The sequence below is a fragment of the Methylorubrum aminovorans genome (assembly GCF_022179725.1).
GTDB classification, from domain to species: Bacteria; Pseudomonadota; Alphaproteobacteria; order Rhizobiales; family Beijerinckiaceae; genus Methylobacterium; species Methylobacterium aminovorans.
Map to the genome: position 1 here is coordinate 1 of NZ_BPRC01000045.1, position 24,964 is coordinate 24,964.

General features: G+C 64.8%; 21 protein-coding genes and 2 pseudogenes. 17 read left to right on the forward strand and 6 right to left on the reverse strand.

All coding sequences use genetic code 11. The features are described 5' to 3' along the window. Positions 1–132: 132 nt before the first annotated feature. On the reverse strand, positions 133–798 hold the full coding sequence (locus MFF24_RS26790) for a class I SAM-dependent methyltransferase (protein ID WP_238228971.1): 666 nt from the start codon (positions 796–798) through the stop codon (positions 133–135). Between the two features lie 88 nt (positions 799–886). Further along, complete coding sequence (locus tag MFF24_RS26795; RefSeq protein WP_238228972.1) at positions 887–1,843, reverse strand: AraC family transcriptional regulator; 957 nt, start codon at positions 1,841–1,843, stop codon at positions 887–889. 201 nt (positions 1,844–2,044) lie between these two features. Here MFF24_RS26795 and MFF24_RS26800 point away from each other — a divergent pair, with 201 nt between their 5' ends. The 3 genes from MFF24_RS26800 to MFF24_RS26810 all read left to right on the forward strand — a co-directional run bounded on the left by MFF24_RS26800 (position 2,045) and on the right by MFF24_RS26810 (position 3,888). Further along, positions 2,045–2,488, forward strand: coding sequence for a cupin domain-containing protein (locus tag MFF24_RS26800; protein WP_238228973.1), 444 nt, complete (start codon positions 2,045–2,047; stop codon positions 2,486–2,488). Further along, positions 2,488–3,084, forward strand: coding sequence for a DUF2380 domain-containing protein (locus MFF24_RS26805; RefSeq protein ID WP_238228974.1), 597 nt, complete (start codon positions 2,488–2,490; stop codon positions 3,082–3,084). Before MFF24_RS26800 ends, MFF24_RS26805 begins: the two co-directional genes overlap by 1 nt. A gap of 174 nt (positions 3,085–3,258) precedes the next feature. After that, positions 3,259–3,888 (forward strand): tyrosine-type recombinase/integrase, encoded by a 630-nt coding sequence (locus MFF24_RS26810; RefSeq protein ID WP_133092063.1) that lies wholly within the window; start codon positions 3,259–3,261, stop codon positions 3,886–3,888. A 342-nt stretch (positions 3,889–4,230) separates the two neighbouring features. Here MFF24_RS26810 and MFF24_RS26815 read toward each other — a convergent pair whose 3' ends face one another. Further along, positions 4,231–7,428 carry a hybrid sensor histidine kinase/response regulator gene (locus MFF24_RS26815; protein ID WP_238228975.1) on the reverse strand — a complete coding sequence of 1,066 codons (3,198 nt, stop codon included), beginning with the start codon at positions 7,426–7,428 and terminating at the stop codon, positions 4,231–4,233. Positions 7,429–7,901: 473 nt separating this feature from the next. Further along, a pseudogene (locus tag MFF24_RS26820) lies at positions 7,902–8,135 on the reverse strand (FAD-dependent oxidoreductase); the annotation flags it as partial. A gap of 4 nt (positions 8,136–8,139) precedes the next feature. Here MFF24_RS26820 and MFF24_RS26825 point away from each other — a divergent pair. After that, positions 8,140–8,607 (forward strand): annotated as a pseudogene (locus MFF24_RS26825) (IS630 family transposase); the annotation flags it as partial. Positions 8,608–8,801: 194 nt separating this feature from the next. On the opposite strand, the gene MFF24_RS26830 reads toward MFF24_RS26825, so the two are convergent. Then, positions 8,802–9,179 carry a hypothetical protein gene (locus MFF24_RS26830; protein ID WP_108938317.1) on the reverse strand — a complete coding sequence of 126 codons (378 nt, stop codon included), beginning with the start codon at positions 9,177–9,179 and terminating at the stop codon, positions 8,802–8,804. A gap of 520 nt (positions 9,180–9,699) precedes the next feature. Here MFF24_RS26830 and MFF24_RS26835 point away from each other — a divergent pair. The 13 genes from MFF24_RS26835 (at position 9,700) to MFF24_RS26895 (ending at position 24,205) form a co-directional block, all read left to right on the forward strand. Then, positions 9,700–9,963: a hypothetical protein gene (locus tag MFF24_RS26835; RefSeq protein ID WP_108938318.1), complete on the forward strand. Its 264-nt coding sequence runs from the start codon at positions 9,700–9,702 to the stop codon at positions 9,961–9,963. 338 nt (positions 9,964–10,301) lie between these two features. Then, the gene (locus MFF24_RS26840) at positions 10,302–10,784 is read left to right on the forward strand and encodes an Hsp20 family protein (RefSeq protein WP_108938319.1); all 483 of its coding nucleotides are present in this window, start codon (positions 10,302–10,304) and stop codon (positions 10,782–10,784) included. Between the two features lie 92 nt (positions 10,785–10,876). Next, positions 10,877–11,401 (forward strand): Hsp20/alpha crystallin family protein, encoded by a 525-nt coding sequence (locus MFF24_RS26845; protein ID WP_162940404.1) that lies wholly within the window; start codon positions 10,877–10,879, stop codon positions 11,399–11,401. A gap of 117 nt (positions 11,402–11,518) precedes the next feature. Further along, positions 11,519–11,920 (forward strand): hypothetical protein, encoded by a 402-nt coding sequence (locus MFF24_RS26850; RefSeq protein WP_108938321.1) that lies wholly within the window; start codon positions 11,519–11,521, stop codon positions 11,918–11,920. Positions 11,921–11,936: 16 nt separating this feature from the next. Next, entirely contained in the window at positions 11,937–12,281 is a 345-nt protein-coding gene (locus tag MFF24_RS26855) for a hypothetical protein (RefSeq protein ID WP_108938322.1), read from the forward strand. Between the two features lie 26 nt (positions 12,282–12,307). Next, a complete protein-coding gene (locus MFF24_RS26860; protein WP_238228976.1) occupies positions 12,308–13,060 on the forward strand; it encodes an NADH dehydrogenase ubiquinone Fe-S protein 4 in 753 nt (250 codons plus the stop codon). Between the two features lie 157 nt (positions 13,061–13,217). Continuing rightward, positions 13,218–13,622: an SPW repeat protein gene (locus tag MFF24_RS26865; protein WP_238228977.1), complete on the forward strand. Its 405-nt coding sequence runs from the start codon at positions 13,218–13,220 to the stop codon at positions 13,620–13,622. Between the two features lie 107 nt (positions 13,623–13,729). Continuing rightward, the gene (locus MFF24_RS26870; RefSeq protein ID WP_108938325.1) at positions 13,730–14,926 is read left to right on the forward strand and encodes an efflux RND transporter periplasmic adaptor subunit; all 1,197 of its coding nucleotides are present in this window, start codon (positions 13,730–13,732) and stop codon (positions 14,924–14,926) included. Between the two features lie 238 nt (positions 14,927–15,164). Beyond that, complete coding sequence (locus MFF24_RS26875; RefSeq protein WP_108938326.1) at positions 15,165–15,725, forward strand: phosphate-starvation-inducible PsiE family protein; 561 nt, start codon at positions 15,165–15,167, stop codon at positions 15,723–15,725. Between the two features lie 1,357 nt (positions 15,726–17,082). After that, positions 17,083–19,380, forward strand: a complete 2,298-nt coding sequence (locus MFF24_RS26880; RefSeq protein ID WP_133091983.1) for a TonB-dependent receptor family protein — start codon at positions 17,083–17,085, stop codon at positions 19,378–19,380. 141 nt (positions 19,381–19,521) lie between these two features. After that, positions 19,522–23,439 carry a cobaltochelatase subunit CobN gene (gene cobN, locus MFF24_RS26885; RefSeq protein WP_133091984.1) on the forward strand — a complete coding sequence of 1,306 codons (3,918 nt, stop codon included), beginning with the start codon at positions 19,522–19,524 and terminating at the stop codon, positions 23,437–23,439. After that, on the forward strand, positions 23,436–23,912 hold the full coding sequence (locus MFF24_RS26890; protein WP_133091985.1) for a MotA/TolQ/ExbB proton channel family protein: 477 nt from the start codon (positions 23,436–23,438) through the stop codon (positions 23,910–23,912). The genes cobN and MFF24_RS26890 overlap by 4 nt, the downstream gene beginning before the upstream one ends. Then, on the forward strand, positions 23,912–24,205 hold the full coding sequence (locus tag MFF24_RS26895) for a DUF2149 domain-containing protein (RefSeq protein WP_133091986.1): 294 nt from the start codon (positions 23,912–23,914) through the stop codon (positions 24,203–24,205). The genes MFF24_RS26890 and MFF24_RS26895 overlap by 1 nt, the downstream gene beginning before the upstream one ends. A 294-nt stretch (positions 24,206–24,499) precedes the next feature. Here MFF24_RS26895 and MFF24_RS28935 read toward each other — a convergent pair whose 3' ends face one another. Next, entirely contained in the window at positions 24,500–24,628 is a 129-nt protein-coding gene (locus tag MFF24_RS28935; protein ID WP_283214556.1) for a hypothetical protein, read from the reverse strand. Positions 24,629–24,964 lie beyond the last annotated feature (336 nt).

Consider the following 24,964-nt stretch of genomic DNA (forward strand, 5'->3'; position numbering starts at 1 on the left):
TCCTCGGAGTTGAACCGCTCCTCACGACCCTCCGGGCGTGAGAGCACGCCGCACCTCGCGCACCATCTCCGCCCCGCACCGATCGACCAAAACGCGTTCTCACACAGTCTCAGTGGTTTGCGGACACTGGCATCAGGCCCAGGCGACCCAGCCGCGGAACGCAAACCCGGCGTAGAACAGGCTCACCCCGGTAAACCCGGCCTCTTGCAACAGGGCTTCATCTTCCTCGGGCGAAAGGATCGGCAGGCGTTCTCCAATCCCGGTTTTGGCGCTCTCTGCCTGCGTAGGGTCGATGCCGGAGGCGGTCGCGAAGGCTGCATACCGCGAAAGCCATAGGTCGCGTTCGTCCTGCGGAATGCTGAAGTGCGCTACGACAAAGGGAGCGCCAGGCTTCAGCCGACGCCGGACCTCCTGAAGCGTGCGCGCCCGCTCGTGACGCTCGATAAAATGCAGGGTCAAGATGCAACTGGCACCATCGAACGGCCCCTCCGGCGCGCTGTCGATCAGTCCCTGGAGCAGGCACGCCCGGTTCACGAGGCCACCGAGGGTCAGGCGCGCGAGGTCGAGCATCGCCGCGGACGGGTCGACGCCGACAAACGACCAACCGGGTTGCCCTTCGGCGAGCACCTTGAGCTCGAGGCCGCCGCCAGCGCCGAGAACGAGCACCTGCGCGTCGTCAGGGGCGCGCTCCGCGAGAAGCAGCATCGCCATGCGCTGCATGTCAGCGTAGCCGGGTACCATACGCGGCGGGTTATCCGCGTAGCGAGCGACGGCTTGCGGGTCAGAGAATGCGTCCATGCCGGGTGGTATCATGCTCTGCGATCAGGCGAGCGTCCGCCAAGGGTGGATAGCGATCCTTGGCTGCCGCGCTCAGGTCAGCCACGCTTCAAGTGAAGCTTCGACGCCATTGGCTCGGCGTCACACCGGTCCATTCTAAAAATGCTCGCGTAAAATGGGCTGTGTCCGCGTACCCGAGTTCGATCGCTATCCGACCTATGGACAACGCCTCTCCTGACAGCAGCTCCTTGGCCCGGCGCACCAGCACGGCACGCTGGATGTCTGCATAGCGCGTGCCCGCCTCCTCCAGCCGACGTTGGAGGGTTCGACGCGACATGCCGAGGCGGCGAGCGATCCCGTCGATGGAGGGGCGCGCCTCGTCCAGGCCGAGCTCGATCATGTGGGCCACACAAGCCGCGATATCATCACCGATCGGTTCGTTGTCGGCTGCTTCCGTGGTGACCGGGTCGTAGCGCTTGGGGTTCGGGATCTCGAGACAGTGTGAGGAGAAGACGAGGCCGGCCCGTGATCCGAGCGTGATCTCGCAGCCGAGCAGAGCCTCAATCTCCTCACGTGCCACTAGGCTGGCTCCTGTCACCACGGCCCAGGCTGGTCTCCAAGTCGGCCCGAGAAAGTGACGTACCGTACCGAGCAGATAACCGAGCGCCAGGATCTCGTTCGCCTGACGTCCGCTCTCGATGCGCTCGGTGACCGCGTAACCGTAGAACGCTTGTGCGCCCTGCCGATACAGGCCTGTTGAAGTCGCTGTCTGGAGCAAGCACGGCATCACAGTCCTGACCCGAGCCACCGCTGCCTGAAGCGTTTCTGCAGACTGTACTTGGAGGCCAATCGGCCCGAGGCCGGCAATGCCGGTTTGCACGGAGAGGCGGGCAGGAAGGGCTGGATCGCCGATCTCACGGATCGCTGCCTCGACGAGCTTGAGCTGGTCGCGCAAGAGGATCAGCCGGTCGGGGGTGTCCAGGAGTGTCAGCGGCATCTCGGCCCGGCTGAACACCCGCCTGAGCGAGCCACCAGCTGCCGTCACCGCCTCAGCGATCGGCCCCATCGTGCGTGCTCTAGTGAGGCCGTGCGACGGCATAAGCATTCCCCCGGAAGAGGGTCGACGCGTTGGCACCAAATGGCAAGCGCGGACTGCATGCCCCGCTTACTTCTAAGCGTGTCGGGCTGCACGGACGGCCGGCTGCGGGATCACCGAGCTCGCAGGCGCCCGTGCCAGGATACGGCCAAGATGCATCCGGAGGACGCCATGGCAACGCTCCCATTCGATGACAGCAATATTACGTGGCAGACTATTGAGGGGTTCGACCACGCCGCCTATCACATCCTGAGCGTCGACGAGGACGCGCGGATCGTAGACCTGCTGTTCAAGTTTGCGGCGAACGCGCGGATCGCGCTGCATCGGCATGGTGCGGCCTACCGGACGCTCGTCCTGCAGGGTGAATTGAGGATCTACCGGCCAAATGGCGAACTGAAGGAGATCCGGCCAGTCGGCAGCTATGTCGCGGGCCGGGCCGGGGGCGAGCCCCATACCGAAGGCGGCGGTGATCAGGACGTGATCGTCTACTTCACGAACCGGGACGTTGCCGGCCCCGTCTACGAGATCCTCGACGAGCACCAAGCGGTCGTAGCAACCTTCGGCATTCCGGAATTCAAGGCGCTCTATGAGGCGCAGATTTCGCGAGCCGCCTGATGCTCCAGGGATCCTCATTTCTCCCGATGATCAGCCGAAACACTATGGCGCGGCTGGATGTCGTTGCTTGCATGCTGCCTAGCAAGCGGCTGCTTCCGCGGATCAGTGCGATCGTACTGCTGCTCGCAGCGCTTGTCCCGTCTCCGGCCGCCTCGGCCGAACGTCAGCCGATCCCGCTGTCCGTGCTTCCCCTCAAATTGCTCGACACGTCGAACGAGCCGACTGACCAGTCGGCCCAACACGCTGCCCGATTGGCCCGTATGGCGGACAGCCTTGCTATCGATCTGAGCCGCTCCGGCCTGTTTCAGGCCACGGTCGTGCCGGCAGACCGCTTGCTGAAGAACTGCCCCTCTGGCGAAGCCGAATGCTTGCTGCGCGCCGCGCGGGAGGAAGGAGCCGAGCTGATCTTCGTCGGCGTCGTGCACAAGAGCAGCACGCTGATCCTACAACTCTGGGCGAGGCTGGTGGATGCCCGGACCGGCCGGGACGTTCTGGCCCGCGACCTCAACTTCCGTGGCGACACGGATGAAGCATGGCAGCGGGCTGAGACGTTTCTCATTGCGCAAATCCGCGATGCGGTAGCTCCGGCGCGCTAGGACGGTCCCTCCAGCGGAGGACACCTTGTTCGACAGTCCGCAACGGGTCGGGAGCAGCGGTCCAAGCCGTCTGACGCCAATGTCGGCTTGTGTCGCAAAGAGCTGTCATTCGACGTTGGGCTCAGCGGCAGCATCGGGTTCCTCATAACGAGCTCCTCAACCCGGGAGCCTGTCATGCCCGAAGTTGTCACTGTTCCCACCAGCACACGTGTTCCCTGGAACCGCGGCCGTATCGTCGGACCCAAACCGCCGCTGAAGCCGAAGCACATTTGGGCTCTACGCACGCGCCTCCAGCTCGCCAACCGCACGCGAGACCTTGCCCTGTTCAACCTTGCCGTCGACAGCAAGCTACGCGGGTGTGATCTCGTCCGCCTGCGCGTGAGCGACATTCATCTGGGTGATGCTGTGCGTCTCCGAGCAACCGTCTGCCAGCGCAAGACCGGCAGGCCGGTCCCGTTCGAGATCACCGAACCGACGCGCGAGGCTCTTAAGGCTTGGCTGACTGCGCGCAGGTTGAAAGCCGGCGACTGGCTGTTCCCGAGCCGCAGCCGACTCGGAGAGCATCTAACGACGCGGCATTACAGTCGGCTGGTAGATCGCTGGGTTGCCCTGATCGGCCTGGACCCTTCGGCGTTCGGCACGCACAGCCTGCGCCGCACGAAGGTCGCGCTGGTCTATGAGCGCACCGGCAATATCCGAGCCTGCCAACTGCTCCTTGGCCATACCAAGCTGGAGAGCACGGTTCGCTATCTCGGCATTGAGGTTGACGACGCGCTGATCCTCTCAGAGCAGACCGAAATCTGAACCGGACGCCGCGGTGGAAATGGCCGCGGCGTGCCAGCAGGATGGTCGCCCTCCAGGGTGCCGAATGACCCTTAGCGGCCCCTCCGCACGCAGCCTTGGTCGTCTGCTTCGACGCGAGAAGCGGACATCGTAGAAGCCCTCACAGCTACTCTGACAGAACGCAGGAACCGGCCGAGTTGGTTCTCGACCTTCTAGAAGCGGGCCTAGACGCGGCAAACTGAGAGGCGATAGACCATCGCTGCTACTCCTCCTCAGGTGCAGTCCGTCCTACTTGCCAGGCGCTTGCCGACTTTGCTTTATCGGAAGTGCTGGTAGCGTGGCCCGGTGTTGGCGAACCTTCCCTCAACTCTGGATCATGTCGCGGATGCGCGTTGCCAGGGCTTCGACCGGGAAGGGCTTGGTCATCATCTGCATGCCTGGTTCGAGTTGACCGTTCCCGAACATCGCGTTCTCAGCATAGCCGGTGATGAACAGCACCTTGAGCTCGGGCCGCCCCTCGCGGGCCTGGTCGGCGAGCTGGCGCCCGTTCAAGCCCGGTAGGCCGACGTCGGTGACCAAGAGATCGATGCGCTCGTGCGACCGCAGAACGGCGAGGCCGGAGGGTCCGTCCTGTGCCTCCAAGGCCCGGTAGCCGAGATCGTGCAGCACCTCAACGATGAGGTCGCGCACCACCGGCTCGTCCTCCACGACCAGCACCGTTTCGCCGGTCTCGGCCCGGTGCGCTTCCGTCAGGCCCGATGCCTGCGTGTCCTCCCCGGTCAAAGCTCCGCGATGGCGCGGCAGGTAGATCTTCACTGACGTGCCCTGCCCGACCTCCGAGTAGATCTTGGCCTGCCCCTCCGACTGGCGCGCGAAGCCGTAGATCATCGACAGGCCGAGCCCCGTTCCCTGGCCGATGGGTTTCGTCGTGAAGAACGGGTCGAAGGCCCGCGCAACGACGTCCGGTGGCATGCCGGTGCCGGTATCGGTCACGCAGATGCAGATGTACTGGCCGGGCTCCACCCCCGGGTGCAGTTTGGCATAGGCCCGGTCGAGGTGCGTGTTGCAGGTCTCGATGGTGAGCTTGCCGCCGTCCGGCATGGCGTCGCGCGCGTTGATGGCCAAGTTCAGGACAGCGCTTTCGAGCTGGTGCGGGTCGCAAAGCGTCGGCCACAGGCCGCCTGCGGTGACGATCTCCAAGCTGACGGCCTCGCCGATGGTCCGGCGCAACAGATCCTCCAGCGAGGTCACGAGCGTGTTGGCATTGACCGGCTTCGGGTCGAGGGGCTGCCGGCGAGCGAAGGCCAGCAGGCGGTGCGTCAGGGCGGCCGCGCGATTGGCCGAGGACATTGCCGCCTTGGCGTACTTCTCGATGGTATCGGTTCGACCCTGCGCGACGCGGGTCTGCATCATGTCGAGGGAGCCGACGATGCCGGTCAGGAGGTTGTTGAAGTCGTGCGCGATGCCGCCCGTCAGTTGGCCCACGGCTTCCATCTTCTGGGCTTGGCGCAGCGCCTCCTCGGTTTCCGCGAGGGCTTGTGCGGCCTCCTTTTCGGCAGTGATGTCACGCCCGACCGCGTGGATGAGATCCTCGGCGGGGACAGCCGTCCATGAGAGCCAGCGGTAGCTGCCGTCCTTCTGGCGGTAGCGGTTCTCGAACCGTAAGGTGGTCAAACCCTCCGACAGCTTCCCGACCTCCGCAAGCGTGGCGGCGACGTCGTCCGGATGGACGAGGTCCATGAAGGCGCTACCGATGAGCTCACGCTCATCCCACCCGAGCAGCGTGGTCCAGGCCGGGTTCACGGCCTCGATGGTGGCGTCGTAGCGCGCGACCAGCATGACGTCCGTCGAGAGCCGCCACATGCGGTCACGGTCGGCTGTACGCTCCGTCACCAACCGTTCGAGTTCCTCGCGCGAGCGCGCCAGGACCTCGCGCGCCTCGACGAGGTCCTGGATGTCGGTGCAGGTGCCGAACCAGCGCGATATCCGGCCCTCCTCGTCGCGCATCGGCAGGGCTCGTCCGAGCGTCCAGCGGTACTGCCCTGTGCGGTGGCGCAGGCGGTACTCGATCCGGTAGGGCTCGCCCGTTGCGAGACACTCTTTCCAGGAAGTCCACGTGCGCGCCCGGTCGCCCGGGTGGACGATGTCCTCCCAGTCCTTGCCATCTGTCGAGCCTACCGGCACGCCGGTGAAGTCGTACCAGCGTTGGTTGAAGTAATCGTGGTGGCCGTCGGGACGCGTCGACCACACCATCTGGTCGATGGAGTTGGCGATGGCCTGAAACTTGGCCTCGCTCTCGCGCAGGCGCTCCTCGACCTGCTTGCGGTCGGTATCGTCGAACTGGATGCCGTCCCAGACGAGCGAACCGTCGGGCTGCCGCCGAGGCGCCGAGATGATGCGGCTCCAGCGCACCTCCCCGTCGCTACGGCGGAAGGGCGTCTCGAAGTCGAACGGTGCAAGGTCCCGGATCGCGACGTGCTCGGCTGCGGCCAAGCTCTTTCGGTACTCGGGCAGGATCAGGTCGTAGGCCGCGGCCGGGTCGAGCAGCGCGGCCTCGGCCGACACGCCGGTCATGCGCTCGAAGCCCCGCGACACGTAGAGGAAGCGCCGGTTCGAACCATCCCTGTCCATCGCGATTTGGTAGACCATGCCGCCAGGCAGGTTGTCCGCCAGAGCGCGCAGTCGCGCCTCGGCCTCGCGCAGCGCCTCCTCGCGCTCCCGGCGTTCCGTCACATTGCGATAGAACAACGCCAGCCCTTCCGGATGCGGGTAGGCTCGCACTTCCAGCCAAGCTGCGTGCCCGTCAGGCCAGACGTAAAGGTGTTCCAGCGTCGAGGGCATCCGCTCGCGCATGGCCCGCAGATACATCTGTCCGATGGGCATCCGCTCCGAGCCCGGATAGACTTCCCAATGCGAGCGCCCGAGCACCTCGCCGGGCGGCCGCTCCTCCAACCGGAAGCCTTCCGCGTTCATCTGTAGGATGCGGAAATCAAGGTCGAGCAGCATGAAGCCCTCGCCCATGCCCTCCAGCACGCCGGAGGCCCGGGCCTCACTCGCGCGCAGGGCCTCCTCGGCTTTCACCTTGGCGGTCGTTTCCGTGCAGGCGCAGAACATGCCGCCGACCTCGCCTTCGTCGTCCCGCACGGGCGAGTAAGAGAAGGTGAACCAAGTCCGCTCGTCGTAGCCGTGTCGGTTCATGACGAGCGGCAGGTTCTCGGCCCATGTCGCCTCGCCCGCCATGGCGCGGTCGATCAGCGGCGCGATGTCGTCCCAGATCTCGGCCCAGATGTCGTGGAAGCGGCTCCCGAGGGCGGCCGGATGCTTGTCGCCGAGGATTTCCGCGTAAGGCTCGTTGTAGAGGAATCCGAGTTCCGGCCCCCAAGCCACGAACATCGGGAACTTGGAGCCGAGCATCAGGCTCACGGCTGAGCGCAGGCACTGCGGCCAGGTCTCCGGCCGTCCGAGCGTCGAATTCGACCAGTCACGGGCGCGCATACGTTCGCCCATCCGTCCCCCGCCCGAGAGGAAGTTAAGGTTCGGGGAGCGGGAACTCTCGGTCATACGCTACTGGGAAGCCTGGGCGCGGGATAGGGACGGTCCAAAACCAGGTTCGGTTGAGCGGACGGTCTTAAGGAGGCTATGGAACGGCGAGGTGGCGAGTTTGCGGCCGGATACTGGCTGGGCGAGCCTGCCGCGTCCATGGGTCGGCGGCCATCTGTTATCCGATCATGCTCCCGCGGACGGGACGATCCGAAGTCATGCCACCGCGGTGTCACGCGACGAGGGACGGGACCCGGCCTCGGTCCGGAGGACAACTGTCGGCAAAGTCTGCCATGGAGGAGTCGCGTCGACGGCACCCTTCCGCGGCTCCCGGGAGCGCACACCCGTGGAGGGCGGTTCCCGGCAACCTTCAACTCGCCTTTTGCCGGATGGCGCCGCGCATTATCCGAGCCAGCGCCAGCAACCGACGGCGTTTGAGGTGCTTGTCGAGGCCCTGCGCTAGAGGAATGAGGTGATCACCGGCTCAGTCGCGCTCACGCGGCGGAGAGAGGGCCTCGCCGGCCGAATCGATGCCTGTCCCGAAGCGCTGCCAGGGCCTCGTCGGCGGCCCGTTGCCCGCTGTCGTGGGCCCCGTGAGCGGTGGTGAAGTCGAAGGAGTGCGTCGCCTCGTCCGCGAAGAAAAGCCGGTTCTCGAACGGTTGGGCCAGCCTTGCCCGCGCTTGAGACTGCCCCGACAGGGCGCAGCTATAGGCGCCCCCGATAGACGATACGGGTTGGGCTGCGCGCGGTGAGCGTTGCCGCGTCGCAGCTCCGCACGGGCATTGGAAGACAACTACCGTCACGGCGGCCCTGTGCACGAACGGCGTGGCCGCCACGGCCCTGTTCGACGGGGCCACCAACGGCAAGCGCTTCCGGGCCTACGTCACCGACACCTTGGTGCCCGTGCTGAAGCGGGGTGACACGGTAATCATGGACAACCTCGGCGCTCACAAGGTCGCTGGCGTGCGCGAAGCGATCCAGGCGACGGGCGCCAAGCTGCTCTATCTTCCGCCCTACTCGCCGGACTTCAACCCGATCGAACAGATCTTCGCCAAGCTCAAAGCCGACCTGCGCAAAGCTGCCGCGCGGACGCTTCCAGATCTGGAAGCGGCCATCCAATCCGCCTTCGACAGCCTCACTCCAAAAACCTGCCGCAACTGCCTCACAGCGGCCGGATACGACGCATACGATCCAACCTGATCGGCAACAGCTCTGACGCCGGTGCGCCTGAACCGCGAGGCCATCTATGGCCCGGTTCCATCCGTCGCCTCTGGTTGATGCGATGTCAGACAGCTAGGCCATCTGAAGCGGCAGCGGCGCGACGCCACCTCAGGGTTGAGGAGCGGGTCTGGGGAGAGGCGCCGGCCTCGGGCGAGAGGCCGGCGCACGTCAACTCAATCGTAGGGGTCGAAGGCCGGTCCATAGCCGTAGCCGACTGGTCGCGGTCCGAAGCGGCGTGGGCCGTGGAAGCCGTCACGCTCCACCACCACCTCACGCACGACAGGCCGGGGCCGGTACACGACCGGCCGCTCCTCCACGACTTCGCGCACGATCCGGCGGGAGCGAACAACCGGACGCTCGACGACCACCTCGCGCACCACCTCCCGCGGCGGGGCTACGATTCGGCGCTCCACTACGGTGCGACGGGTCACCACGGTGTCGGGCGCATCGTAGGCATCGTAGCCGTATCCTCCTGCCTGGGCGGCGGTGCCGCCGAGGAGCCCGCCGGTCCCCATTGCGGCCGCCAGGGCCGCCAGTGCGATCTTCCTCATGCTCTCGTTCACCCTCTCGCACGAACACGGCCGCACGGAGCGGCTTGCCCTGAAAACGTCGGAGGGCAGCGTTTGGATGCTCCGCGCTGGTGGCGGGGCTGACGCATCCACCTTGGCGGGCGGCTTGACCGCGACTGTTAGGCGGTATGGCCGACGCACTCTTCGGATCGCTGCAGCTCGACAACTCGCCCGTGCGAGGCTCTGCTTGGTCGGCGCCTGGGCGCATTCCTTGTCGAGACGATGCTGGCTGGCGCCGGTATCCGCATAAGGGTGCCTCATCAGCAGGACGAGGCGGCGGCAAATGAGCCGCGCTGAGCGAGCCTTGACGTGGGGCGGAGAGCCTGTCCCCCCGCTGTCGCACGATGGCTTGGATGAGGAGCTCTGGACCGAAGGCGAAAATTCATCCGGCCTACTGGCGACTGATGCCACCCGCGCGGACCGACGATTGCTTGCTCTCCGCGCGGGCGGTGCTTGCCACGGGAACCGGATCCGTCCAGGCGCCTGCGGCGCTACTACCTGCATGGACCCGCTTAACGACAACGTGCGCTCGATCCTGGCCCTAGCGACCTCCTATAAGCCCGGCACCATCATCATGGCTGAGCGGGTCGTGGACGCCAAGCTCGACGAGTTGCGAGGCAGCCGGGCGCGGCGGGCCGCGATGGATGCGCTGCTCCATGAACTCGCCTTGCCGACGCGCCACGCCCGCAACCGGGGCAGCTTATTTGAATTGATCGAGCTGCAACTGAAGCGCTGGCACACCGAGATTGCGTATCTGTTCCACTAGTCACCTACAACTCCGCGTACATAGGCTGCGGCGGAAATTTCCTAACGCCCATTGGGCCGTAATACGGCTCTGGCAGGGAAAGCTCCTTCGCTGCGCCCAACTGCGTTCAGTCATATTCATAAACGTGCCTTCCAGCCGCCGGCCGCTCCTGCCCTTCGTAGTGCCGTGGTTCGCGGCAAAGGCAGCTCCACCCGATGGAAAATTACACATGGCTGGGAACTCGCAGTTCGCCTCTGCGTTACGCGCGTGCGAGGCCCGGCATGGGCTCGCGAGATGGGCGCCGGCCACCCGGTGTCCGGCGTCCCTTGTAGTCACGTTGCTCATCGGAGGATGTGGTTATGAGGACGTACGACGTTGCGCCCCTAGTCCGTTCCTCGGTCGGTTTCGACCGACTCTTCGATCTTCTTGCGCAGGCCGAACGAGCCGAAGCGTCAGCCGCCTGGCCGCCCTACAATATCGAGAAGGTGGCTGAGGACGAGTACCGCATCACCATGGCGGTCGCCGGCTTCACGGCCGACGAGATCGAACTCACTCAACATGACACCGCGCTCCTCGTCTCGGGCCAGAGGAACGGGCAGGAGGGCGAGCGGCAGTACCTGCACCGCGGCATCGCGGCCCGCACGTTCCGCCAGACCTTCAATCTGGCCGGGCACGTCAAGGTCACAGGTGCGGCCCTGGAGAACGGCCTACTCACCGTGGATCTCAAGCGCGAGGTGCCGGAGGCGCTCAAGCCTCGCCGCATTGCCATCGGCGGGACACAGGCCGCCCTCGGGCAGGACAACGCACCAGCTCAGATCGAGGGCGAGGCCAAGGCCGCCTGAGGCCCAATTAGGAACGACATGTATCCTTCGCGGGACAACCGACCCGCGCGGGAGAACTCATGCATTCAACCATACTGATGGAGACGAGAGCCATGAGTGTGAGAGATCTGATCCCCTGGGGCCGCAGCACGAACTCTCCCGTGCCGAGCCGGATGCGGGATGAGTCCGCGAGCCCCTTCCTGACACTCCACCGCGAAATGAACCGTCTGTTCGATGACGTGTTCAGCGGCCTTAGCACCGGAGCCCTTGCGCCGGCTATGCGCGGCCTCGGCTGGCCGAGCGTCGAGGTAGTCGAGACCGAGCAGGGCCTACGCGTCTCGGCCGAACTGCCGGGCCTTGACGAGAAGGATGTTGAGCTCACGATTGACGATGGCGTCCTGACGCTTCGGGGCGAGAAGCGGGCCGAGACGACGGACAAGGAGCGTGGCTACACCGAGCGCTCCTACGGCCGCTTCGAACGCAGCCTTGCCCTTCCCTTCGCCGTCGAAGAGGACAAGGCCGAAGCCTCGTTCAAGAACGGCGTGCTCAGCGTGACGTTGCCCCGCTCGACCAAGGCGCCGGAGCGCGGACGGCGCATCGCGATCAACGGCGGCACGCCGCAGGCGACGGCGCACTGACCGAGAGCCTCGCTCGAACAGGGAGTGAGAGGAACGACTGAACGCATGACATGGCGGTCGGCGCGGACCTGACGGTCGCGCCGGCTGTCCCGCCTTTGCTCAACCGAGGAGGGTCCCATGCAGCAGATCGAGACAACCATCGAGCGCCTCGGCCCCGTGGCCGACGCTACGCTCAGGGCGCCGTCCATCGACCCGTTCGACGCCGTCGTCGCCCCAGGTGACGTCTTCCGGCACCCGCGCGAGGTGCTGACCTATCCTGGCCTGACCACGGCCGAGAAGCGCATCATCCTTGCGTCCTGGGCATCCGATGCCCGCGCGGTCGAGTCCTGCCCGACCCTGCGCTGCTTGCCAGGGAGTCGGGCCGAGCCCGTCCCGCTCGATGCCGTCCTTGCCGCACTGCAAGTGTTGGATGAAGGGCCTATCGACCGGCCGGAAGCGAGGGGAGAGCCACGCTTGCCATTCACGGTCGGAAGCCGCGGCAATCGCGAAGCAGCGTCCTGGCGGAACGGCTTCAACTAAGAGGGGGAGCGATCACATGACGACCTTACACCTGAAGGATTGGCGCCACCGGTGGTCCTGGGTGCAACGCCGGTGGTTCATGGTTCCGGCGCGGGGTACGAACGCTGCGCTGCTGACGGATTGGCTGCTCACCATGAGCCTTTGCGTCGGCCTCGCGTCAATCCTGCCGGTATCGATCGCAGTCTGGGCGTTAGCGTCCCTGTTCTCCGTGGCAGGCTACGTCTGGCTCGCCTTTGCCATCACGCAGGCCGGTCCGCCTGCCGCAAGCCCGCACCTCACCGCCTGGGATGCGGCCCTGCTGTCGTTTGCCGTCAGCTTCGGTGTGCAGACAGCAGCGTATCTCGGAGCGTTCAGCCCCTGACCGGATCAAGACATGGAGACGCAGCCATGCAGGAAACCGCAGCCAGGATTGGACACAACAATCCGCCGGTCGGGTGCAACCCGGCACCCTGGCTTGCCGGCGCATACGCGGTCATACGGCGCCGCAAGCGCCCAGTCGGGACCGCGGGTCGAGCTCGCGAGAACGACTGGATCCTCAGCTTCGAGCGGCGCACCCCCCCGGAGATCGACGAGCTCATGGGCTGGACCGGAGGCGACGACACCCTGGCGACCGAGGCTCGTCTGACCTTCGCCTCGCGAGCCGAGGCCATCGCTTATGCCGAGCGCCAGGGGCTGGACTACGACGTCGAGGCCGAGCCTGAACGCGTCCCGCAGGCCAGCTTCGTGACGCCGCGATTTTGGGCCCGGTGCGGCAGGCATGCCTTCAACAGGCCGCTGGTTACCCGCACTCGATCTCCGGTTGGCCAGAACCTCGAGGACCACACGGCACCTGGGACGAGCAGCCTAGACCTGGAGCGTGCCCTCTTGGCCCCTGCCGCAATCTTTACGGCTCCTGAGGCTGTTCTGAACCAGCCCCAGCTGACGAAGGAGTGCAAGCGGGAGATCCTCCGGCGTTGGGCCTGGGACGAGTACCTGAAGGAGGTTGCTGCCTCGGAAGGGATGGCGGGAGGCGAGCCCTCCCGGCTCGAAGAGGTCAAGAGGGCCCTTCTGAGCCTGGGTGAGGTTTGGCGACCGAAGCCGAACGCGCCAGCGGCGGCCGTGCCGAGCAAACTTGGTGAGCTCGCCGCCATCGCTGCTTGAGCGTGCTTGTATATGGACCGCCACCTCCGCTGCCGGAGCCATCAGGAGCGACAGTGAAGATCATGGCTGGTTGTTCACTGAACCACCCAAACTGCCGCTCTTGAGCGGACGACTCTTGAGCGGACAACATCAGCGATCTGCAAGCATGAGGCGGATCATGCGTGAGAACTGGAGAGAATACATCGAATCCTACTCATCGTGCATCATTGCACTTGCCGTGTTTCTGTTCGCGGCGCCTTGGGTTTGGGGCTACTCGGACGTGCCAAGAGCGTCATGGAGCGCCTGGATCAGCGCCATGGTCGTGGCAGGCGTGGCAGTCGTCTCCTGGGCTTGGCCGCCGCTGCGGGCGGAGCATGCCAACCTCTTCGGCGGCCTCTGGTTAATTCTCGCCCCTTGGGCTCTGCACTTCACCGAAAGCTCCAGCGCGTTCTGGACACATGTCTGCGTGGGGGCCGGTGTCATGGCGTTTGCGGCAGCGGAAGCTTGGCTCCTGCACCGCGCCGGCCCGTCGGCAATTCAGCCGCGTCACCCTTCCGATTTGAGCGGCTCATATCGCTCGTAAAGATGGGATCGATGCTGTTCCGAGCCCGCAGTGTCAGGAGCCAAGAGCGAGCGGGGTCTTCAAGCGCCGGTGACGACTAGAGAGGCCAAGAGAGATACAGTGCTACTATGATCAAGCCGCGGCGTCTTATTGCATGCGTGCTCATGATCGCGCTCTCGGCCTGCAATCAGAAGCAGGCCGTAGCCCCGATGCCGGCCGGCCTGCCGGAGGTAAGCATAGTCAATGTTCGGGCGCAGCCGGTCCCATACGTGAGAAGCCTTCCCGGCCGGGTCGCTCCGCTGCGGGTCGCGGAGGTGCGCTCCCGAGTTTCCGGACTCGTAATCAAGCGTCTGTTCGAGCAAGGCAGCCACGTCAAGGAAGGCGACATCCTCTACAAAATCGACCCGGCTCCCTACGAGGTCGAGCTCGCGCGAAGCGAGGCGGAGCTGGCTAAAGCCGAGGCAGCCCTCACCCTCGCGACACAGCAGGCGGACCGCCTTGGGCTTCTTCTCGCGCGAGGTACCGCGAGCCAAGCGCAGTATGATGGTGCCTCCGCGGCACAGAAGCAGGCTCGGGCGGAAGTCGCAGCGGCGAAGGCCATGCGCGATAGGGCCAAGTTGAACCTCGGCTACACCGACCTACGCGCTCCCATCTCGGGTCGTATCGGGCGAGCGCTGCTCACCGAGGGCAATCTTATCGAGCAAGGCAGCGGGCAGGTGTTCGCCACCATCCAGCAGCTCGATCCGATCTACGTCGACATCACTCAGTCGGTCGGTGAGCTGAACAAGATCCGCCGCGACCTTGCGAGAGGCGAGCTACTGAGCCTTGCGAACGATGTCGCCAATGTCGAGATCATCTTGGACGATGGAACGGTCTACGGCCAAACCGGCAAACTCCTGTTCTCCGATGTGACGGCCGATCCGAGCACCGGCCAAGTCACCATGCGCGTGCTGTTCCCCAATCCCCAGGACGAGCTGTTCCCTGGCATGTACGTGCGGGCGCGCCTTCCGCAGGGCATCGACGCGGACGCCATCGTCGTTCCTCAGCAGGCGGTGCACCGCACCAGCGACGGCAAGCCTGAGGTTTGGGTCGTCCGCGACGGTGATAAGGTCATCCTCCATCCGGTGGAGGTCGGGCCGGTAACCGACGAGGGGTGGATCGTCCGCGAAGGCCTCAAGTCAGGCGACCGCGTCGTCGTCGAGGGATTCCAGAAAATCAGTCCAGGCACACAGGTGAGACCCGTGGAATGGAAGCTCGTCCTCCCCGGCGGAATCGAGTTTGTTCCGCCTGAGAGTACCCTCTCGGAGACAGCGCTGCAGTATTGATACGGCACCGACGCAGGAAGCCCAGCCGGCGTGTCGTATCCACGACCGTCAAATCGCGCGGCTAGGAAGCGGTCGCCTTGTCCCAGCCCGCACTGGCCTACGACAAGCCGTCGTGTTTGCCACTTTCAGGGACGAGGGGATGCTGCAGTGCCGGATGGAGCCGGCAGGCTCTGCTCTAAGTTCGAATGCATAACGGAAGATCGTGTTCTTGGCACAGAAGGCACGAAGGAGTTAGCGGGTGGATCGACGTACGACCGAAGATGCAGCCGATCTGCATCAGGGCCAAAGGCGCTTTCCCTTCTCGCGACACGTCTCGGCGGCGGCGGACACGCTGCGGGACACGCGCAAGGCGTGGCCAGGCCTGAGCCTCTACGAGCGTTTCGAAGAGGGGATCGTCGTGGTTCTGACCGGCCTCATCGGCCTTGTCATCATCGCGGCCGTGATCAACCTCTGCTTCCGCGTTGTGCTGCTGGTTGTCTACGGCTTGCTCGACCCGGCCGAGCACAGCGTGTTCCAGGCCGTGTTCGGCATGATCTTCACGGTGCTGATCGCGCTCGAGTTCAACCATTCGATCCTGAGCGTGCTCCACCGCCAGGAGAGCATCATCCAGTTGCGCACGGTCATCCTGATCGCGCTGCTGGCGCTCGCCCGCAAGTTCATCATCCTGGATGCCAGCAAGACCGAGCCGCTGACCATCATCGGGCTGGCATCCGCCGTCCTGGCGCTTGGCGCCGTCCACTGGCTGGTGCGAGACCAGGACCGCAAGGACACGCAGGCGAGGAGCGACGGGCCTTCCTAGTGCGAGATGCCTGCTGGGTCAGGCGGGTAGCATCCCGCAGCTGCGAAACTTAGATGTGACACAACACGTCAAAATGGTGCTTCTGGCACAAGCATTCTCGGGTATTCTATGCGCCGCGCGTATCTCGGAACCCTCATTTTATTTGCAGTGCTGGCCGTAACCTCCGCCGTTGCCCAAAGCTTTGTCGACTCGGACCTCGATAGCGGCAGCGGCATGCCCAGGGACAAGGCGCGAAGCCGCCGTTTGAACCTGGGCGCGGCGGCCGGGGCCGCGGACACCTACACGATCCCGCAGGTCCTGCATCGGTCGGGAAACTTCGGCCCTGCGGGTCCACGGCACAGCGGCGGGAGGCGTACGGGCCGCACCTCAGGCGACTCCATCCTCGACCGTGGGATCTGTGTCGGATGCTGATCACACCGACCGTGGTGGTCGCCGCTCGGGGGCACCGAACACAGGCGAGTGCCGGTCCCGGATGGGGTCGGCCCGCACCGTCTCAACCGTAAGAACCGAGAGCCGATCCGTAAGCCGAGACGCGACGAGCCTTTGTGACGCAAGAGGCCTTCGCTTCGGCCACGGCGCGATCAGCGCCCGGGACTTCAGGCATCTCGCGTTGGCGGGTATAGCAACCAAGTTCGAGAGGCGCTCGCCCCACCACGGCCAGGTCGGCTTCGTCAGCGGGAGCGGACCTTCAGCCATCCGCATGCGAATGTCTGTCGATGGCGCGTAGCCGACCAGTCGGAATGCTAACTCCTGACCCCTTCCGGACCTTCCATCTCTTCAATCTGGATGTCTGCTTACGCAGTAGAAGCAGACCTGGGAGCAGCGGCCACTACGTCAGCAGGCGATGGATGTGCTGCTCACCGTCTTGTCAGTGTTCACCTTTGCGCCCATGCCGGCCGGAAAGCCGGCCCCAGCAGGCGCAGCCCCGACCAGCGCACCATACGCAAGCTGAACAACTACTTCGAATCCCTGCATCTCGCCAAGCACACCCAGGAGTCGCTCACCCGCTTCCATAGCTAGATCAACATGTAGATCGGGCCCATCAGCCGTGGACGCAGCATCCGCGGCTTTCCGAGCCCTACGACCCGGGCGGCAAGATCACGTAGACCGAGGCAGCCACGTCGCAGCCGCCTGCACTGTCGGGATGAAACCCCGCCATCGGGGGCTACCTGCTGCCTACGAGGTACTCGTCCGATCTTCCATGGGCTGCTGTGAAGGATGGAGCATCAGCCGGCGCAGCGCTTCAGCGCCGGCCTTGGCGTCCGGTGCATGAGCAAGCTTGACAGATGCAGCTACCTGAGCTTTGCAATGTGATAACGTAACAGATGCATTGATTGCGTCCTTTGCTGGTAGGGTCATGGTTGGGTCAGAGGCCGGGGATCGGCACCTTCAAGTTGTTTCCATCAGTAGTACCAACCTCTTTGTCTTCGCGGGCTTGCTGCTAGGAGTCTGTCTGATCAGCCCGAAAGAAGCTGTCGCTCAAGCTGGTGGTGGTGTTTCCGCCAGCACGGGACCGGAACAGCACGTGCTTCTTGAGACCTTAAGCGTCACCGGAGATGCGTCGGGCGGGGGCCTCGGTGGTACAACCTTCGAAAGCCAGAAGGAGCGGTTTCTGCGCCGCCCAGGAGCGGAAGTCGTCGTTGCGGTCAAAGACGCAGAGCCCGGCCGGAGGACCAACCTTAACGATACGCTCATCAGGACCCCGGGGGTGTTCGTGACCGAGCGTGGCGCCGGATCGAACGGCTTCATCTCCATTCGTGGCAGCGACATCGCCGCTGAGGGCTCACGCAACGGCCGCGGCATTCGCGGCTACATCGATGGTATTCCGCTTGGTCGGACCGATGCGGGCCTGACCAGCGCCCTAATCGATCCGCTCGCAACCGATTATGTCGAGGTCTACCGAGGGGCCAACAGCCTCCGATACGGCAGCATCGCCACGGGCGGCGCGCTCAACTTCGTCTCAAAAACGGGGCTGACCGCCCCGTGGAACGCTGTCACGATCTCCGGCGGCAGCTTCGGCAACCTGCTGACCCAGGCTGAAACGGGCGGGCAGGACGAAAACGTCGACTGGTACCTACAGGGCAATATCTTCAACAATCAGGGCTTTCAGGATCATACGCGCGAGCGCAACTTCCGCTTTAGTGGAAATGTCGGCGTGCGCTTGGCGCCGAACATCGAGAGCCGGACCTTTTTCGCCGCTGGTCATCTCTTGCAGGATCTGGCCGAGCCGCTGCCGCTCAATACCCTCCGCACGCAGCGACGCACGGCGCCACCCAACTCCTATCTCTTCAATGAGCGGCTGAATCTCGATTACCAGCGCATCGCCAATCGCACCACGATCCGCGACGGGGACACCAACTACGAAATCGGGACCTACTTCCTGAACACGCGGCTCGACCATCTCCCCTCTCCCTTCGCCGGCGTCATTGATTACGGGTGGCGCGATTTCGGAGCCTCCGGTCGCGTGGAGCACAAATCGACGCTCGCAGATTTCCCGACAGAATTCGTAGCCGGCGCACGGATCAACTACACCGATGCCGATTTTGATCGGTTCCAGCACCGAAACAACGGTCGCGACAAGGGACGGTTGATCTTCGACAACAGCTTTGGCTCGTGGCTTGCCGAAAGCTACGGCGAGGCTGCCATCGAGGTCCTGCCGGGCGTCAGGACCTTCCTCGGCCTGCAGGCTGTTTACACGACGCGCACGCTCAATGATCTCTATCGTGGCGGCGTAGTCCCGGCCCTTGGCCCAACAGCACCGGGCGGCCCCCAACCCGGGCGCACAGCGGCGCGTCAAGAGTACGACCGGGATTTCGGTGCCATCAACCCGAAGTTTGGAGCAAACTGGGAATACACGCCCGGCCAGTTCATCTACGCCAATATCGCGCGGAGCTACGAAGTCCCCTCAGGCGCCGACCTGACCGACCTCCTGAGCGTGCAGGCTCGTACGGGCCGCAGCCTTTCACCACTCGAAGCGCAGAGCGCCTGGACGGCGGAGGCCGGCACGCGCGGCGGATGGGATCGCTTCTCCTACGACGTCACGTTCTACCACATGCGCCTGCGCAACGAGATTTTGACGCGGTGTGCCGACGAGGTCGATCCGAGCTGCGCGACGACAACCGCCTTCAACGCCCGCAACACCGTCCACAACGGGATCGAGCTCGGTCTCAACACGGAACCGTTTGTCGATGTCCTGCTGCCGTCCGATCGCATCTTCGTGAACCTCGTCTACAATCTCACCGACTTCCGCTTCGACGGGGATCCGCTTTTCGGAAGCGGTCGCCTACCCGTCATCCCGCGTCATCAGCTCTTTGCCGAGGGGGGCTATCGGCACCCGGCCGGCTGGTTCGTGTCGGTGAACGTGCGGGCGCTGAGCGAACGCCGCACGACCTTCGACGGAACGGGAGGAGAGGCGTTCATCGTGCCCTCCTACGCGCTGCTCGGTGCGCGAGCGGGCTGGCGCTCGGCGGATGCGTCGTGGAGCGTCTTCCTGGAGGGGCGCAACCTGACCGATGAGGTTTATGTCTCGGAGTTTTCCGCAACACCGACGATCCCGGTCGTGCAGCAGGGCCCTCGCGTGGTGCCGCGCGTGACGCCCCAGGTCCGTCCGGGTGACGGCCGCGCCGTCTATGCCGGCATCACCCACCGCTTCTGACCGGCTCGCGACATCATGCTTGTTCAGCCGGAAGGCCAGGGTGCTTGGGGCCGCGCGATGTCGTCGGAGGGTGCAACACCCATTCCGCAAGGCGGCCGTTCGGGTGAGATCCAGCGAGGGAAGCGGAGAGTGTCGTGCCGGATGTCTGCGACGCGTGCGCTGGCCATCGTCGGCACCGGCTTATTATGGCTTGCCGCTGTTCTCCTCCTGACAATTCCGGCCGGCGCCGAGGAAGCACGGGCCGGGTCGAGGCCTGTCCGGCTGCGCATTGTCGCAACGGACCTCGTGCTGCCGGGTAAGGTTGCGAGCATCCGCCGTATCGCTGAGGCCGACGGCGTTGCGGTCGAGGAAGCGCGGCTCGGCACGACCGGTGGTGCGCCGGATCTGTTCGCGGAGAACGACATCGTCATCATCGATACGCCGCGCCCGGGCGACGTCGCGGCGATTCAGGCGTCGATGGCGGATACACTGGCGAAGACGACGCGCCCATGGGTGAGGGTCGGCGGCGGCCCACCGGCGTTTGCCAACATCGCTGCCGGTGCAGCTCGCCGGATCGCGGCCTACTATGCGTCAGGGGGGCAAGCGAACTTCGCCCTGCTCGCAACCTATCTACGCAGCTGGGCCGATGGCCGCGATCCATCGGCCATCCCTCCCGCCGTCCCGCTGCCGGCGTCCGGCCTGTATCATCCTGAGGCCGAGCAAGTCTTTGCGGACGCACAAGCCTATCAGAACTGGGCTCGGCCGCGCTGGAAGGAGGGGGCGCCGCGCATCGCGGTGGCGATCCCGAGCAGCCTCGTGTCCAACATGGAAACACGGGTGGTCGATGAGATCGTCCGACGCAGCGAAACCGCGGGCTTAGCGCCCGTACCCTTCTGGTTCGACCAGGCGGATCCATCCGGACTGGAGCGGACGCTCGGGCCGCTTCGGCCCGACATCCTCATCGTTGCGACCCATCTCCAGAACGGCGCCGCCCGTGCGGCCGAGTTCCTCAAGCTCGGGATACCGGTCATTCAAACGGTCGGGTACCGAGCGGGGGATCCGGCCGCTTGGGCAAGCGCGGCGAGCGGCATCCCGACGCCGCTCGTTGCCCCCTTTCTGATCGTCCCTGAGATTTGGGGAGCGACCGACCCGATGGTGATCGAGGCGGTGGCGGCCGGCGAACTCGTGCCGCTCACCCGCCAGATCGACGCCCTAGTCGCCAAGGCAGGACGCCTTGCCTCCCTGAAACAGAAGCCTGCGGCGGAAAAGCAAATTGCGCTGATGTTCTGGAACTATCCCCCCGGCGAGAAGAACCTCGGGGCGTCCAACCTCAACCTGCCGCGAAGCCTCGAACGGCTGAGCGCGACCCTCAAGGAGGCAGGCTACGACGTCCCTGCCCTGTATGAGGAAAGTTTGATCACGGACATGCAGGCGCTGCTCGGTGCCGTCTACCATCCCGAGCGGGTTACGGACCTGTTGGCGCGAAACATGGCCGTTGCGCTGCCGCTGGCGCGCTACCAAGCCTGGTTTGGGAGCCTGTCAGAGGGCCATCAGACCGAGATCGTGAAAGCCTGGGGCAAGCCCGAGGACAGCGCCCTGCTGCGTCAGGTGGACGGCGAACCATCGTTCGTGCTGCCGCTGATCCGTGCCGGCAAGCTCGTGATCATGCCGCAGCTGCCGCGCGGAGAAAGACCGGGCGAGGCCTATCACGATACAGCGGTGCCGCCCGGTCACCTCTACCTTGCGCAGTACCTCCACCTTCGCGAGGTCTCTGGCGCCGACGCTCTCATCCACTTCGGAACTCATGGCACCCAGGAGTGGACGCCGGGCAAGGACCGCGGCCTGTCAGTGGACGACTACCCCTATCTGCTTCTCGGCGACCTGCCGGTCTTCTACCCCTACATCCAGGACAACGTCGGCGAGGCCGTCCAAGCCAAGCGGCGCGGGCGGGCAGTCACGATCAGCCATCAGACACCGCCTTTCGCTCCCTCTGGGCTCTATGACGAGCTGCGAGATCTCCATGTCCTGATCCACGAGTATCAGCAGCTCGAGCCGGGCGCCGCCCGCGACCGGACGGCCCAACGGATCCAAGAGGCGGCGGCTGCGAGCCACATCGACCGCGACCTCGGCCTGGACGTGGAAACCATGCGGCGCGACGTCCCGGCTTTCCTGTCCAAGCTGCACGATCATCTGCACGGCCTCGCCGCCTCGGTGACGCCGCTTGGTCTGCATACCTTTGGAGAGGCCGCCGCACCCGAGCACCGGCTCATGACGGTGCTTCAGCAGCTTGGACCGGAATTTCAGCGACAGGCAGGCACGGACCCCGAGGAAGCGTATGCGGCAGAGGCGAAGACATTTGCCGAAACCCCGGCCTACCGCCTCCTCCAAACACATCTACGGAACGGGGACGTCCCCTCTCCCATCACCGAGCCGAAGCTCGCCGCGTTGATTGAGCGGGCCCGCAAACTCGACGGGCATTTGGCCGAGGTCGATGAGAGCGACGCCTTGCTCGCAGGGCTCGCCGGGCGCTTCGTCGCGCCGGGACCAGGTGGCGACCCCATACGTAATCCCGAGGTCCCGAACGGCCGGAACCTCTATCCTTTCGAGGCTGACAAGGTGCCGACGCAGGCTGCCTATGAGGCCGGCGACGCGGCACTCCGGCAGCTCATCGAAAGCTATCAGGCGAGTCATGGCGGTGCAGCGCCGACGAAGCTCGCTTTCAGTCTCTGGTCCTCCGAGACGATGCGCCACCTCGGCACGCTCGAGGCGCAGATCCTTCACGCGCTGGGACTGCGTCCGGTCTGGAAGGATGGAGGTCGCGTCGCGCGGCTCGATATCATCCCCGCCACCGAACTCGGCCGGCCGCGCATCGACGCGGTGATTCAAGTGACAGGGCTCTACCGGGACCAGTTCGATGGCTTCCTGCGACTGCTCGCGGATGGCATCGAGCGGCTTTCCCGGCTCGACGAGCCCGGCAACCCGATCGCCGCCAACTCTCGCGGCGCGCTCGCCCGGCTTCTCGCTGCCGGTAACTCGCAGGAAGCGGCAGAGGGGTTCGCTTCGATGCGCATCTTCTCGAGCGCGCCGGGTGATTACACAACAGGCCTCTCGGCTTCGGTGCTGGATTCCACCTCCTGGGAGAAGGACGATGGCCTCGCCGACGCCTTCCTCGCCCGAACGCAGTATGCCTACGGCTCCAGGGGGTGGGGCATCCGTGCCGAGGCAGGCAACCTTTTGGCAGAGCAGCTTCGGGGTGTCAGCGCGGCGACGCTATCCCGCAGCTCGAACCTGCATGGGCTGCTGTCCACCGACCATCCCTATGAGTTCCTGGGCGGCCTCTCTCTGGCGGTCCGCCGCCTCGATGGGCAGGCGCCGGCACTCTACGTCTCGGATCTGCGCCGGGCCGATGCGCGTGTGGCGACGGCTGCGCAGTTCCTCTCCGATGAACTCCGTGCCCGCTATCTGAACCCGCACTGGATCGAGGGGATGAAGCGGGAAGGCTACGCCGGAACGCTGGAGATCCTGAACGCGGTCAACAACCTCTGGGGCTGGCAAGTCGTCGATCCTTCGACCGTCCGTGCCGACCAGTGGCAGGCCATCCATGACACGTTTGTGCGCGACGCCCGCGAACTCGGCCTGAATCAGTGGTTCGCAAACACCAATCCAGCAGCCCAAAAGCAGCTCCTTGATCGGCTCGTTGAGGCAATCCGGAAAGGCTACTGGGACGCCCCTGATCGCACCCGACGCGAGATTGTTGAGCGGTGGCAGGAACTCACCGCTCGTGACGACCTACCGATCGCACCAGAGACGACGCAGGCGTTCGTCGGCGAGATGGCTGCCGGCTTCGGGCTCCAAGCGGCAGCGTCCGAGGCGCAGGGCGGGGCGCCTGAGCCGAACCCATCCACGGCGACAGTGGGCGAACCACAAACCGTTCGTGGCCAGGTCATGAAGGCCGCCCCTGCGGAACCGCAGGCTTGGTACCGCCGCCTCATCGCTCTGCTCCCACTGCTCCTCTTCGCAGCGGGCATGGTTCTTCAAGCCATCACAAACCGGCGTACTGCCTTCGGATCCACGGCATGAACACATTCGAGACGACCCTCTACGACCTCGCGCGGATCTTCCTCGTGCCAGTGACGCTCCTCATCATGGTGTCTCTGGCCTATGCCTTCGCGACTCTGGGGGCGTTCGCGGTCGAAGCGTTTCAGCGCCGGCGCGGCACCTACAGGTCCAGTCTGCTGGCCTTCCAGGCCGAGGCGAATGCCGGCAGCGACGATCTGGAGCTGTGGATCATGCGCCGGCTCGAATGGCTGCGCATCGTCTCTCGCTCGGCTCCGATGCTGGGTCTTGTCGCGACGATGATCCCGATGGGGCCGGCCTTGTTGGCCTTGACCAGCAATGATGCCAGCGCCGTGGGGGCCAATCTAGCCGTCGCGTTTTCGTCCGTGATCCTCGCCCTCGTGAGTGCATCCATCAGTTTCTTTGTCCTCACCGTTCGGCGGCGCTGGTTGCTGGAGGAACTGCGATCGTTCGAGCGGGCAAAGGAGATCGTCTGATGAGGTTCTTACAGGATGACGAAGCCGATGATCCCTTGCTGTCGGTCATCAATCTCATCGACGTTTTCCTGGTCGTAATTGCGATGCTGATGATCGCAATCATTCAGAGCCCAAGCAAAAAATTCTCCCCTCAGGATTTAAGCGCACAGCAGGCTGAACAAACTGCGACAATTCAAAATAGCAAGGATCTGACGCGCTACCAGACCAGCTCTGAAATGGGCGAAGGTAAAGGAGTTCGAGCCGGAACCACTTATCGCCTTCCTGATGGCCGAATGATCTACGTGCCTGATTAATTTTTTCCAGGCACGACACTCTATCCCTCAGCCTGCCGTGGAGGCAGCGGTTGGCCGCAAGCTTGAGCGCTGCGCGGGCTTGCTTGCACGTCTTACGCCCGTTCACGCGTCAACAGCGGACCTGCTGCCTTGAGAGTGCGAAGGTCTGCTGTTGGCGCGTTGCAGACCCAGAAGGAGAAAGGGGGCTTAGCACTGAGGTCATATCGACTAGATCGCCGCGTAAAGTCTTTGGGCCTGTCGAGTTGGGCGGCCTGGGCCACGACGAGGCGCTCGACCACGGTGTCGGTGATTTCGTTAAAGGGCGTCGGCGAGCGTCGGCATCACGTAGCCGTCGACGGTCTCGTCGAAGTCGCGGTCGAAGTCGTTGAGGCCGAGGGTGGTCTCGATGCGGAGCATGGCGCACCATGGCGGGGGCGGGTGCATCCCTCATTTCCCGCCGGAGGCGAATGACGCGTACTTCCCACAATCCGATTCTCTCAACCGAAGTAACGGGGCGCTAAACACGTTCGGTCTTTCCCCAGCGTTCCGGCGTCCGGGCCAGGGATAGGCGTTGACGGGGGCTCGACGCTCGAATCGCGAGCTGGGATCGTGAGGCCAACGACGAACCCTGGAGGCCTCCATGCGCACCCCCCACCAGATCGGCCACACACTCTTGGGGTTCACGGACGGGGTAAGCGGTGCTTCAAGGCTGTCTTTTGGAGGACAGCCTTGAGCGTTCAGGATCGCTTGGTTCTCAGCGACGCGCAGTGGGAGCGGATG